Origin of the sequence: Microcoleus sp. T3_B1 (assembly GCF_036700445.1) — a bacterium.
GTDB lineage: Bacteria > Cyanobacteriota > Cyanobacteriia > Cyanobacteriales > Microcoleaceae > Microcoleus.
This window is the reverse complement of record NZ_JAUBOX010000013.1, coordinates 61352-74481: the sequence shown is the minus strand read 5'-3', so window position 1 is coordinate 74481 and position 13130 is coordinate 61352. Positions and strand designations below refer to the sequence as shown.

Genomic DNA, 13130 nt, shown 5'->3' with positions numbered 1-13130 from the left:
AATACTGGTTATATATTGATGCCAAAATCTGAACCAGAGGGCAACGGAGGTTTTAAGGCTGGCTCCGTTACAGGTTAAACTTGTCTTGTCGTCAAACATCTGCCCATTTGTAATTGGGAAAAGTCCCTGACGACAAAGTAAGATCGGCTTGACTATCAAGTGACGATCCCTCCTGCAGACACCCGCACCCTGCAGAAAAGCCAAAAGAGGCTGGTAAGTGCGAACTTGCTGTTATGGAGGAGTTTTAACCAGTATCCATCTTCAGCATCTACTCATGAAAATTACTTTTGTCCTTCCTACCCTTAGTCTTACAGGTGGCATGAGGGTGTTATCTATTTACACAGAACTGCTGCAAAAGCGAGGACACAAAATATTTATCGTCTCTCAACCCCCGTGGCAACCGGCTTTGATCCAACAATTGCGCTCGTTGCTGAGGGGTAGGGGTTGGGAGTCCCCTCCCAAGACACCAAAGTCTCACTTTGATAAAGTGGAGGTCGAAAGTCGAGTTCTCGAAACCAACCGCCCAATTACCGATGTGGACGTACCTGATGCCGATATTGTCATGGCTACTTGGTGGGAAACTGCCGAGTGGGTGGCAAAACTCTCTCCCAGCAAAGGAACGAAAGTATATTTTCTACAACACTACGAGGCTTTTGACTACATACCAAAAGGTCGAGTAGAGGCAACTTGGCGGCTGCCGATGCACAAAATCGCTGTGGCCCAGTGGCTGGCCGACATAGCTCGGAATGAATACGGCGATTTGTCTGTATCTCTCGTCCCTCCTACGGTGGACACCAAACAGTTTTACGACCCCCAGTCGCGAGCGAAGCAGCCGCGAGGCAAGCAATTAGTTCCCACAGTCGGGATGTACTATACTACAACTCCTTGGAAAGGCTGCGTTCTGGCCCTGAAAGCTTTCTCTATAGCTGCTGAAAAAATTCCTAACCTTCGTTTAGTTGCCTTTGGTTCCGGCGATACTCCTCCTCCCAATTTTCTGCCCCCGGGTACTGAGTATAATAAAGCACCTACTCAAGACCAACTAAAAGAATTTTACAGCAAATGCGATGCTTGGCTGTTTTCCAGCAGCTCCGAAGGCTTCGGCTTGCCAATTTTAGAAGCTATGGCTTGTGGCACTCCAGTCATCGGCACTCCGGCTGGTGCGGCTCCGGAACTACTTGCTGGCGGGGGTGGCATACTTGTCAAGTCAGAAGACCCAGAGGATATGGCAAAAGCGATCGAGCAGATTTGTCACTTGCCTGATGCCGAATGGCGCGCAATGTCCGAGACTGCTTTGGAGACGGTAATAAATTATTCTTGGGAGGATGCAACTAATCTCTTCGAGGCGGCACTATACACTGCTTTGGAACGTCAGGCACAATTAACGAACAAGACGTAAAATTGAGGTTGATTTAAAAGATTGGGGTTGGGCGATCGTTTAAGCGACAATTTTTATCGGGCAATTTGAGTTGTCTTTCTACAATTTTACTGCCAAAAAAGACCTATGGTTGCATTAATCCCAGTTGCTATGTTCGGCTTTATTCCAGTCGTTTTTTACCTGTTTGTGAGGTTTCCGGCTCAGCGGGCGGTAATTATAAGTTTTGTGGCAGCGTGGCTGTTTTTACCGCAAGCTTCTTATCCCATCCCCCTATTGCCAGCGTATACCAAAATCTCCGCAGCTTGCTACGGCATTTTGCTGGGGACTCTTATCTACGATACTTCGCGCATCACCTCTTTTAAGCCCGGTTGGCTGGACGTGCCAATGGTAATTTACTGTTTGTGCCCAATCGTTTCACAACTTAGTAATGGTGGCAGCCCGATTTCTCCGACTCTCAACCAAATCGTTGCTTGGGGTCTGCCTTATTTTTTAGGACGCTTGTATGTGGGTAGTTTAGACGGGCTGCGACAATTGGCGATCGGGATTTTTGCAGGTGGGTTAGCCTACATCCCTTTTACTTTAATTGAAGGGGTTAAGGGCCCAACTCTGCACCAAATGGTTTACGGCGTCAATGCCTTTGAGGACTGGGGTCAAGCAAGGCGTTTGGGGGGGTGGAGACCAGTAGTGTTTATGCAGCACGGTTTGATGGTGGGGCTGTGGATGATGACAGCCGCCTTAATTGCAGTTTGGCTTTGGCAAACAGGGACGCTCAAAAAGTTTATGGGGCGTAACATCAAGACTTTAGCAATTATATTAACTATCGCTTTTTTCCTGTGCCGTTCGACTGGCGCCTACAGTTTATTTGTATTCGCGTTGATCGTATTATTCTCTGCCAAGTGGTTTCGCACCTCTTTGCCCCTACTATTCATAATTGGATATATAGTGTTTTATCTGTACATAGCTGCATCGGGTCAATTTTCTAGCAAAGACGTGATTGGCTTCATCACTCAAATATTTGGCGAAGAACGAGCCGGCTCTTTGAAGTTTAGATTTGACATGGAAGAGATTTTGGGGGAAAAAGCGCGGCAAAGCTTTCTTTTTGGCTGGGGCGATTCCGGCGGGAACCGTGTGTATAGCGAGTGGGGTCAAGATATCTCAGTCACCGACAGCTTATGGATTATTGCATTTGGCGTCCACGGTGTAGTCGGTTTAGTTAGTTTATTTTCTTCATTGTTACTTCCTGTTATCGTCTTTTGCGTGAAGTATCCCGCCAGAACCTGGTCTAATCCCAAAGTAGCGCCCGCTGCCGCCCTGGGAGTAGCCTTAACTATGTACGTGTTTGACTGTGTTTTGAACGCTATGACTAACCCGATTTTTGCGCTGATTGCTGGAGCAATATCGGGTCTGGTCTTAAAAGCTCCAGAAAGTCTTAAGCCCAAGAAAACCAGTTCGCCACCAAGAAGACAGTCGCTGGTTCAGCAAAAATTAGGATGATTTTCAGGAATGCGATCGCCGCTTCACTTCAAGCTTGACACTATCTTGCCTTCCGTGGAGACAACAACTAAAAAATCTACCATTTTTGCATGAAATCAAGTTCGGAAGTTGCGAGATATTTCTCACTAGGCTAAAATTTTAATCTCATAAACTCTTTTTTACATTCAGTTGCCATGCTTCAACAAGTATGAGCACGGGATGGCTTTTTTATTAAAACTGTGTTGCGAGTTGTAAACTTAAAAATTCGCTTTATACACTTTTTCTAAAACGAGCTGATTCTTTACATAATCTTTAAAAATCCTGAGTAGACAGGTAGGGTCTAGGAGGATATACTGAGAAAAGTATGTTCACTGAAGCCCCCAAGTAGTTAAAACCCGAAACTGTATTGTGGGTTATAATAGTTTGAGTTGTAGTTTATTAATCTAAAGCGGCAAGGGCATCATAAATGAAAACAGTTAATTTATTGAATGTCTCGATAGATAACTTCTCAATAACAGAGTTGTTTGAAAAACTCGACTGCGAAGGCGGTGTTGTATTTACGCCAAATGTAGACCACTTGATTAAGTTGCAGTATGACCGCGACTTCTATGAAGCTTACAATAAATCTAGTTATAGAGTCTGCGACAGTCAAATATTGATGTATGCCTCGAAGTTTTTGGGTACTCCTCTCAAAGAAAAAATTTCAGGTTCGGATTTGTTTCCTGCATTTTATATGTATCACAAAGATAACGAGAAGATTAAAATATTTTTGCTAGGAGCTGCTGAAGGTATTGCTAGGAAAGCCCAGGAAAAAATTAACCAAAAAATTGGTAGAGAAATAGTGGTTGAAGCACTTTCTCCTTCTTTTGGCTTTGAAAAAAATGAGGAAGAATGTGAAACAATAATTGACGCGATCAATAAATCAGGAGCGACAGTTCTGGCAATAGGGGTGGGGTCCCCCAAGCAAGAGAAGTGGCTGGTTAAATACAGGAGCAAATTTACACACGTCAAAATTTTCTTAGGGATAGGTGCAACCATTGATTTTGAAGCTGGTTCCAAAGCCAGAGCTCCCAAATGGATGAGCGAAGTCGGCATAGAATGGGCGTACCGACTGTTAAGTGAACCGAGAAGGTTGTGGAAAAGATATTTGATTGAAGGTCTGCCTTTTTTCCGATTAATCTTAGAACAAAAATTAGGGTTTTATAAAATGCCTTTCATGGAGAGCAAAACCAGCCAGCTAGAATGGAAAGGTGGCTCCTAAAAAGGTGAGCCACAAATCTCTAGCGTAAATTAAGCTGAGTATCGGAGAAAGTGGGTTTGACTTCAAGGTAAGACTGATGCAATCTGTGGATAGTCCGATCGCACTTTCTCTCAAAATAATTCATTTTTGCTTTCAAGTGCAGGTAAAATCGGAAAGAAACCTTTTGTGGAAAATCCTAATTAGGGATGCAACCGATGAATCTGCCTTCTTTCTTGTGGTTGTGGAAAATAGCGGCTTGGTCAATGGGTGTTTCCCTGTTGGCTTACCTGTTGCTGGCCGTTACTGGAACGTGGATGTTTGCCGCTAGGAGTACCAAACAACCGCGCCCAAAATGGCTGCGTCCCTTTCATTTAGCCACTGGTGCGGGGATGGCGACTTTGGTAATTTTACTGCTGGGAATTGGTGTAGTCGGTACGCTAGGATACTACGGCAATTTGGGTCACTCGGCTCATTTACCGGCGGGGTTAGCTGTTGTGGCTTTGGTGTTGGTTTCTGTTGGAAGCGGGCTGCAAATTGGCCCTAAACATCCTTGGGCGCGTCCCCTCCACATCGGCACTAATGTGGCCTTGTTTGGGGGATTTGTGACTGTGTTGCTTACAGGATGGACGATAGTACAAAAGTATTTGCCGAAAGTTTGAAACCGGTCTATTTGAACTCAAAGTATACCAATGTGCAAGGGAAAACATATATGTAAGGTGCGCCGCAGCGCACCCTAGGTTTAATTTTTTTGCGTGAGTCCGCTTTTTGTGATGAATTCTAAAATATGCTGCGCGGTAGTCTGTGGCTTTTCTAAGTGGGGAACGTGCCCGCAGTCGGGTATCCAAATTAGTTGAGAATTTGCGATCGCCCTTGCAAACTTTTCCGCATCCGCCGTCCCCAAAATCCGGTCTTGTTTTCCCCACAAAATCAGCGTCTGCTGCTGAATTTGCGATAATTTTTCCCCAAAACCACCGTAACCGCCGCTTTTGGTAAACGCAATTAAAGCTTGATTCCAGTTGGGCATTTCCAAATGTAAAGCAGCACAAGTTTGAGCGTCTAGAGAAGCCAAATTTTTATCGAAATAAGCATTGACGCTAATTCGCTGGCGAATTTTGGGATTGCGTAAAAATGAAGTTGCCAGATATCCTAAAGGAGGAATTAAAAACTTTCCCTTATTAGAACTGATGGCAAAACCTGCGCTATCTATTAACACTAATTGTTTTACAGCTTCGGGATAATTGAGAGTGAAATCAATTGCGGCAGCACCTCCCATTGAAGCACCGACTAAGATTACAGGCTGCGAAATTAGCGTTTTCCAAAAATAATAAAGGTGACTTTCAATTGCCCTCGCGCTGAATGCCAAACCTGCCGATCTTTCTGTAAAGCCAAAACCCAACAAATCAACCGCCCAAGTTTCATTTTCGGCAGCTAGCAGCGGCAACAGGCGGCGGAATTCAAACAAGGAACTGTCGAAGCCGTGAATTAGCAAAATCGGTGTGTTGCCGCTGCCTTGTCGCACGTAGGTTGTGGCAATTGGCCCAGAAGATAGGGGAGTTGCAATTGCTTCCCGTTGAATGCTTTGGGCTAAGGCAATTGAGGTAGATTCTGTGAGTTGTGCGATCGACTTTGGCAGAAAACTTGCTGGCATAATTCTTGATAAATTGTGAATCGGTAGGGGCGATGCCACTCTGTCCGCCCTAACATTTAAGTATATATGCTTGCTCGATCGCTATTTGAGGAGTTGGGGCGAGTCATTAAAATTCGATCGATACTCAGTATCCCTCAGCCCCCGCTAAGGCTGAGTTTGTTAACCGGATGTTAAAATATTTTATAATCGTTGCCAATAATTCCTTTTTAATCTCCTATTACCTTCCTCTGCATCAAGAACGCCTCTGCGTTTCATTCAAAAAAACTAATTGACAAATCCAATAAAATTAGCATACCATTTACTCACACATCTGAACATATGTTAAATATTTTTTACACTTATTCTAAAATCTCACAAATAAACTGATGATAACTCAAACTCCATCCCTCAAAACCCTACCAACTAAAATTGGCAGAATAAACTGGGGGAACTGCGGCCAAACAGTAGAAGCAGGTCTGCAAAAATGGCCCGAAATTTCCGAGATTTATCTAGTCTTGGCCACAGAAATTTTCGGTGTCAATTGAACAGGGAATAGCAATTGCGACCTAAAATTTAAAAGTTAAAATTGCTTGCGGGCTGTGTAGAGACAGCCAAAAATCCAGTATTTTTTCGCCCAATTGTTCTGGATAGAAGTGGTGAAAAAAATGCCTACCCTCTTTACATTCCCAAAGTCGAGATCCTTTTTTCAGAAACTTAAGCCAGCGGCGCATGACAATAGGGGATACTACAAAGTCTGTCTTGCTACTGCATAACAACAAAGGTACTTCTACCCCCTCATCGGATAAATTGGTCGTACTAAATAACGAGTGAGGCGAAGGCGAAAGTGCTAAATCTTTTTCAAAATATGATACAAATCTTTGATTGATATACTGATTTTGTTCTCCCAGCATATCGCCAACCATTTGAGTTAAAATTTGTTCGCGACTCCAGGAAAAAGCAGAAAGATGTGTATAGTAATGAGCTTGCCAATTAATAGCAGATGGCAAGCCGACAGCTAACAGTCCCAAAGAGCTGACTTTGTGAGGATAGCGGCGGGCATACATTAAACCAATTAGTCCGCTGGTACTGTGACCGATTAGATGAATTGGGCGATTCCGCGCTTTCAAATAGTGATGTAGTAGCTCAACGGCGACATCTAAAGAACACGCTTCATCTTGCGTTTGTTCGTATTCCCATATTTGTATTGGTACTGACTGATTTAAGTAGTTAAGGAGAGAAAGATCGAATAATTGCAAACTCGGACTGGCACTTAGCCACAGCACATCATCTGAAGTATATCTCATCACTTTCAAGTGGGAAATGGAGCTATTAATAATTTTAACTGGTTCCCAGGCTATTCTTGGGAACCGATATCCAAAGGCTTTGCCTCGCGGAGTAAAATTGGAGGCAGAGCCCCCCGATCTGCGTTACCAGGCCGATCCTGGTAACGAGTAATTGCAAAACCCGCCCACCATTAATCCTCGATCCCAAATTCTGTCTTGAGTTGAGATACCCAAGATTTTACCCGTGCTTCCGTCAGATCGGATTGGTTGTCTTCATCGATCGCAAGACCCAAAAATTTGCCATTAACTACTGCTTTAGATTCATTAAAATCATAGCCGTCTACCGGCCAATAACCGACTGTTTCGCCGCCCAGTTCCGTGATTTTCTCAGCCAAAATCCCCATTGCATCCATAAAATTATCCGGGTATCCTTCTTGGTCGCCAGTTCCCAAATAAGCTACTTTTTTGCCGCTAAAATCAATATCATCAAGTTCTGAGAAAAAGCCTTCCCAGTCGCTTTGCAGTTCGCCGATATTCCAGGTTGGACAGGCGATAATCAGACATTCATATTCAGCAAAATCATCATTTTCAATGCTGCCTATCTCGTGCAAAGTCACGATATCGCCACCAAATTCATCCCGAATCATTTCAGCGACAGACTCTGTTTTGCCAGTTGTAGTTCCGTAGAAAAGACCAATTGATTTCGACATTGTTACTCCGAAGGTGAAACTTGACAGGGTTTGAGATTTATTTTTTTTGATTCAGGATTTGGCATTTCCTGCCTGCAATTCATGCAAAAACAGTAGACGCGATTGTGGCAAACCTGAGAAATCAGGGAGTCAAGACAGCAAGGACACTGTTTTTTCATTGGGTTAAATTTGAAAATTCATCAACCAAGCGGACTCGCTCATATCGGGGTCTGCTTCGCAGTCAATTAGTAACAGATTCAGCGTCGTTTGTACTTTTAGACTGCGCGGGATGCCGGCGGGTACAAACACAAATACTCCGGGTTTTAAAGTGACTGTTCGATCGCACACCGTGAGAGTTCCCCCTCCTTCTAAGACGGCGAGGGTTACATCTTTGGAGTTATCGAGGTCAGGTATTTCGGAATTTTTACCCAAACTCATCAGTTTTTGGCTGTCGGCGGGTTGTCCGTCGCTGATTCGATCGGCGGATGCGGAAACTATTGCTGCTGTCACGGTGATTGACCTCCAGGTACTATTAACTTCCGGCACTTATTGCAATTAATATTCAATAAGCTACCATGCAATTTAGATAAATTGTCAAGAGGAAAACATTAAGATTTGTTACACAAGGCTGTCAAACTCGGTTTACACTCAGCACAAGCAGCCCCAAATTCACACGGGGCGGTGTTTTTGGATGTTCAGACAGCGCAGCGCCAGGGCTTAACGTAAAAAATAGTTGGTAATTATTTGCAGTTACTTCTTGAAAATACGTTTGTAGTGCGATCGCCAATATAGCAATTCTCACTTGCCCGCAATAGAGTAAGGATACGGCGTCGTGCCGTGTCCCTACGGAATATCTGTATTGCACTCAACAGGATAAGGTGTACCGCTGCGTGCGTACCCTAAAAAATGCAATAGAGGCGGGCTTTAGCCGGATTTGTCGATCGCAAAAATCCGTCTTCCACTCGCCCCTAATGACAACAGTTAACAATTAACTGACTAATTCTTCGCCCCAACGCCAACATACATAATCGACTGATCCTCATTAATTTTGATTTTAAACAACCCCGACTTTTTGTAATCCATATAGTTAGCTAGATTAGAGGTTAGAGTTTGAGATACTTGTTTGAAAATACCCGCCGAAGGAAACACCTGCTTTCCGCGTGTAAAATCTTCCCAAAACCCGTGCATTGTGGCTAACATAGCGCCAATTTCGCCAAACATATCAAAACCTTTAATTTCAATCTTGCCAAAACCAATATCCTGCATTACCACAGATAGTTCCTCCGGGGTAATAAATTTTTCCCAATCGTGAACGCCCCGCCTAATCTCCTGCAAAATATTTTCCATCAGCCCAATCATCACAATTTGCGAAGAAAAAGTTCGGTTGATTGTATCAAAAAAGAACAGTCCCCCAGGCTTTAGAATCCTGTGAACCTCAGACACAACTTTTTTGTAATCGGCCACGTGTTCCAAAACATCCACGCAGATTACAACATCAAAGGTATTGTCGTCGTAGGGCATATTTTCGGCAAAACCTTGCCTGTAGTCAATCTCAAAACCGCTGGTAACTGCGTGATTTTGAGCGGCTACAATACATTTGTCCGATCGATCTATTCCAGAAACAATAGCACCTCTCTGGGCCATAAACTCGCAAGAAAAGCCGCCGCCGCACCCGACATCTAAGGTTTTCAGCCCTTGCCAATTAGTCGCGTGTCTGTCGAAAAACTCAAATCTGGGTTTGTTTAGATGGTATAAGGCATAAATTTTAGCATTTTCGTCCCACCAATTGTCGGCATTTTCCTCATAAAATTCTAAATCATTTTTTACTTCTGTTTTATGCACGATTTTCTCAGTCCTGCTTAGGGGAAAATATAGAGGGCGATTGCACTTTGGCTTGATTTTATAGGACGCCCCTCAACCTAATTTTTGTTAAAATTATGAGGTTTCGTGACGAGTTCGCAGGCAGACACCGGGTTTCTGAATCCGCGCGCGTAAGTTCTATTTTATCGTTAGTTGTGAATCGCCACAGTTTTTTATTATAATAGCTCTGGCATAACTTTCAACCAGATGGATCGCGTTTCTATTATCATCCCAGCCCTCAACGAAGCGACTTGTCTGCAACGCACCCTCCGCCAACTCAGCATCCTTAATCCTCCCGCTTGGGAGGTGTTGGTGGTAGACGGCGGCAGTCAAGACGAAACAGTGGCGATCGCACTTTCCGCCGGCATCCGCGTTATTTCTAGCAGTATAGCCGGACGATCCCTGCAAATGAACTTAGGTGCTCAAGTCGCCACCGGTGAAATTCTGTGCTTTCTCCACGCCGATACTTTAGTTCCCGACGACATTGTAGCGGTCATCCAGAAAACATTGTCCGATGCCGAAATTTCCGGCGGCGGGTTTATCTCCCTGATGGCTGGTTCGCAGCAAACAAGATGGGGTTTTTCCCTCCACAATTACCTGAAAACTTATTACGCGCCGCTGTTATTTCGACCTCATTTATTTTTCAAAGGATTGCGCCTGCTGTTTGGCGACCAAGTTATTTTTTGCCGCCGTACCGATTTTTGGGAATGCGAGGGTTTCGATGCTGCGCTGCCAATTATGGAGGAAGCGGATTTGTGTTTGAAGTTAGTGCGACGGGGGAGACTTAAGTTAGTCAATCGGGTAGTGGAAAGTAGCGATCGTCGAGTTGCGAATTGGGGCGAATTTAAAGCTATTGCGATCTATCTTTCGATTGGTTTTTTGTGGGGTTTTGGCGTTTCCCCAAGGTATCTCAAGCAGTTTTATGAAGACATCCGCTGACACACAAAATCAGATTAAATTCCCAGAATGTACTGGCTGTAATTTTTTGGCAAAACTTTCTGCAACAGGTAAATAATCGCCCAACAACCGAACAAAGTGCCTGTCACTAAAAAGCCGAGCTTCAGCAGCGGATGTACGGGGTCAATAAACTTATAAAACACTAACGCCACATATCTCACTACTGTCGAATCCAGGAGATATATAGGGAATGAGTAAGCGGCCAATATTTTGACTAACCCCGATACTCTACTGGGAAGTGCGATACTCTTAGAAAATGCGAGGATCGATAATACGAACAAAATTGCGTATCCTTGAGCAGATAGTTTAAAAAACGAGCGGAGAAACCATCCCTCCGAATTCACTCCACTTATCAGGTAATATTCCCAAATGCTCGCTAGATAAAAAAGTATCGTTGCCCCTAAAATTTGCATTTTTTTCCGTTCGAGAACGGGTTGAATTCTGTCATACGAGCCGCCCAAAAATAGACCAGTTGAAAATGGCAAAATCCAACTGAAAATCCAGCGCTCCATCAAAGGTAGAGGTATTGATATGTATTGGAAAGCGGTTAAGTAGAAGAAGATTGTAAAAATTGCTTGAATTGTTAAGCCCAAAGCCAAAACTTTTCGGGGTTGTAAAAATCTTAATTTCACGAGAAGCCACCACCAGCCGTAGCATTGAACAATCACAACGATGAAGTAATAGGGAGGCAGCACTGAACCCGTCAAGATATCTCTGAGTAATGAAAGTAAATCAAATTTTTGGATTTCTCCCAAATTATTTAAGATGTACAAAGCTACTGACCAAAACAGATAAGGGGGTATAATTTTGGACAGTCTTTTTTTGACTACCAGTGCGGGATTATTTTGATTTTCCAGTTTGTTGGTGAGAAAAAAACCGCTCAACAGTAAAAATGCAGGTACGCAAAATAGTTGCAATGTATCGATCGCCACAAATAAAATTCTGCGATCGCGAAATGCGAAGAACCCAGCATGAGTAATCACAACACTGACGATCGCTAAAGCTCGGATCAAATCAAATTCAGCGAACCGATTAGAAACTTTTTGCATGGTAAAAATTAGATTGTAAAAATTAGAATCAAGTTAGGAATTTTTTGTCTGATACCCAATCCCGGTTTGCTACCCCTTTTATCATTCGGCGGTTGAAACCGCTGCATAGAGTCAAACGAAGTCCGAGCAAAGGGGGACTAAGAGATAAAGAGGGTTTTTAAGCCGGATTTGGTATGAGGATTACAATAGCATAAAATTTTATACTTGCTCCAATCTTCACAAAACTTATGTCTGCCAAAATAAGTCACCGAGTGCGGGGATTGAGGAAGAAAGACTATAGAGACTATTGCGAAAAAAAATCTACCTAAATTAGGTAGACTTTTAGAAATGTTCAAGCAATGAGTTCACTATTGGCTAACCGTTGTTGTGATGGATGTGCGACGCAGAAACACTATCCAACTGCTCGCGCCCGTTGCGGATCACGCGCAGCATATCGCTTAACTTGTGCTCGATATTATCGAGCACTTGGTCGGCATAATCATCGGCTCCGTTTTGAATTTCCTCGCATTCAGCCATCGCCCTGACTCTCATCTCTTCCAATTCCTCTTGAGCCTGGTAGCGAATTTGTTCGACTTCCGCCAGCGTGGCCTGCTGAATTGCCTCGCAGTCGAGCAAAACTTGCTGCCGCAACTGATCTGCCTCTATCTTCGCCTGCTGGAGCAGGCCCATATCGTTTAAAATTTCTGCTGCTCTCTGTTCTGCTGCTTCAATCACTTCCTGAGCGTAAAGTTCCGCCTCTTGAAGCAAGTCGTCCTTGTGCCGGATGATCGTCTCGGCTTCCTGAAAGGCGATCGGCAAATTTAGCCTCACCAAGTCTAACTGATCGAGCAACTGTTCTTCATCCACCAGAGTGCGTCTGGTCATAGGAATTCGCGGGCTGTCGAGAACAATTTCCTCAAGCCTGTTCAATTCCCGCTGGATGTCTACTCCTGCGGTTCGGGTGGGATCTCCGAAGACGGCTGTGTTCTGAGGTGATTCGTTCTCAGTGCCGAGGCCGGTAATGTCGGGTTCGATGCGAGTTGGTTCCTGCTGGCGTAACATTTGTAAATATCTAGGGCGACGTGTTTCGGAACAAGATGATCTACGGAGCCACCAAACTTGGCTATTTCTTTAACTACACTACTACTTAAAAAGCTGTACTCGTTAGAAGTTGCCAAAAAAACTGTTTCAATTTCACCCAGAAGGGTTTTATTGGTGTGGGCCATCTGGAGTTCCATTTCAAAATCTGTTAATACCCGGAGCCCCCGCAGCAGCACTTTGGCTTGTCGAATCTTAGCATAGTTTACTGTCAAACCCTCAAAACTGTCTACTTCTACATTTGGCAAGTGTTGGGTAGAGCGCCGGATCTGCTCGATCCGTTCCTCTACGGTGAAGAGAGGGGTTTTGCTGGGGTTTCTGACTACGGTAACAATTACCCGGTCAAAAAGTTTAGATCCCCGCTCGATAATGTCTGCGTGACCGAAGGTAATGGGGTCAAAGCTGCCTGGATAGATTGCAATCACGAGTTTGGCTCAACGAAGTGGGGGAGTGGGGGAATGTGGGATAGGGGGAGAGTGTGTGGGGGAGTGGGAGAGTCT

Annotated in this window: 13 protein-coding genes; 5 read left to right on the top strand and 8 right to left on the bottom strand. The window is 44.2% G+C overall.

The window, feature by feature from the left end:
• Window positions 1–274: 274 nt before the first annotated feature.
• The 4 genes from QT990_RS09870 (at window position 275) to QT990_RS09855 (ending at window position 4747) form a co-directional block, all read left to right on the top strand.
• Window positions 275–1396 carry a glycosyltransferase family 4 protein gene (locus QT990_RS09870; protein ID WP_333306159.1) on the top strand — a complete coding sequence of 374 codons (1122 nt, stop codon included), beginning with the start codon at window positions 275–277 and terminating at the stop codon, window positions 1394–1396.
• Window positions 1397–1501: 105 nt separating this feature from the next.
• Window positions 1502–2869: an O-antigen ligase domain-containing protein gene (locus QT990_RS09865; RefSeq protein ID WP_333140850.1), complete on the top strand. Its 1368-nt coding sequence runs from the start codon at window positions 1502–1504 to the stop codon at window positions 2867–2869.
• 445 nt (window positions 2870–3314) lie between these two features.
• Window positions 3315–4109, top strand: coding sequence for a WecB/TagA/CpsF family glycosyltransferase (locus tag QT990_RS09860; RefSeq protein ID WP_333140852.1), 795 nt, complete (start codon window positions 3315–3317; stop codon window positions 4107–4109).
• A 194-nt stretch (window positions 4110–4303) separates the two neighbouring features.
• Window positions 4304–4747 (top strand): DUF4079 domain-containing protein, encoded by a 444-nt coding sequence (locus QT990_RS09855; RefSeq protein ID WP_333140855.1) that lies wholly within the window; start codon window positions 4304–4306, stop codon window positions 4745–4747.
• Window positions 4748–4827: 80 nt separating this feature from the next.
• On the opposite strand, the gene QT990_RS09850 is transcribed toward QT990_RS09855, so the two are convergent.
• From QT990_RS09850 to ubiG, 5 genes are all read right to left on the bottom strand, one after another.
• Window positions 4828–5736, bottom strand: coding sequence for an alpha/beta hydrolase (locus QT990_RS09850; RefSeq protein WP_333306157.1), 909 nt, complete (start codon window positions 5734–5736; stop codon window positions 4828–4830).
• 545 nt (window positions 5737–6281) lie between these two features.
• Window positions 6282–7019 carry an alpha/beta hydrolase gene (locus tag QT990_RS09845; protein ID WP_333140861.1) on the bottom strand — a complete coding sequence of 246 codons (738 nt, stop codon included), beginning with the start codon at window positions 7017–7019 and terminating at the stop codon, window positions 6282–6284.
• 170 nt (window positions 7020–7189) lie between these two features.
• Window positions 7190–7708: a flavodoxin FldA gene (fldA, locus tag QT990_RS09840; protein ID WP_333140863.1), complete on the bottom strand. Its 519-nt coding sequence runs from the start codon at window positions 7706–7708 to the stop codon at window positions 7190–7192.
• A 162-nt stretch (window positions 7709–7870) separates the two neighbouring features.
• Entirely contained in the window at window positions 7871–8197 is a 327-nt protein-coding gene (locus QT990_RS09835; protein WP_333140865.1) for a cupin domain-containing protein, read from the bottom strand.
• A gap of 486 nt (window positions 8198–8683) precedes the next feature.
• Window positions 8684–9529 carry a bifunctional 2-polyprenyl-6-hydroxyphenol methylase/3-demethylubiquinol 3-O-methyltransferase UbiG gene (gene ubiG / locus QT990_RS09830; protein ID WP_333140867.1) on the bottom strand — a complete coding sequence of 282 codons (846 nt, stop codon included), beginning with the start codon at window positions 9527–9529 and terminating at the stop codon, window positions 8684–8686.
• A 225-nt stretch (window positions 9530–9754) separates the two neighbouring features.
• Between ubiG and QT990_RS09825 the strand changes: the two genes are divergently transcribed.
• On the top strand, window positions 9755–10486 hold the full coding sequence (locus QT990_RS09825; RefSeq protein WP_333140869.1) for a TIGR04283 family arsenosugar biosynthesis glycosyltransferase: 732 nt from the start codon (window positions 9755–9757) through the stop codon (window positions 10484–10486).
• A gap of 14 nt (window positions 10487–10500) precedes the next feature.
• On the opposite strand, the gene QT990_RS09820 is transcribed toward QT990_RS09825, so the two are convergent.
• From QT990_RS09820 to coaD, 3 genes are all read right to left on the bottom strand, one after another.
• A complete protein-coding gene (locus QT990_RS09820; protein WP_333140871.1) occupies window positions 10501–11553 on the bottom strand; it encodes an acyltransferase in 1053 nt (350 codons plus the stop codon).
• 354 nt (window positions 11554–11907) lie between these two features.
• Entirely contained in the window at window positions 11908–12594 is a 687-nt protein-coding gene (locus QT990_RS09815; RefSeq protein ID WP_333140873.1) for a DivIVA domain-containing protein, read from the bottom strand.
• The gene (gene coaD / locus QT990_RS09810) at window positions 12477–13055 is read right to left on the bottom strand and encodes a pantetheine-phosphate adenylyltransferase (RefSeq protein ID WP_333140875.1); all 579 of its coding nucleotides are present in this window, start codon (window positions 13053–13055) and stop codon (window positions 12477–12479) included. Before coaD ends, QT990_RS09815 begins: the two co-directional genes overlap by 118 nt.
• Window positions 13056–13130 lie beyond the last annotated feature (75 nt).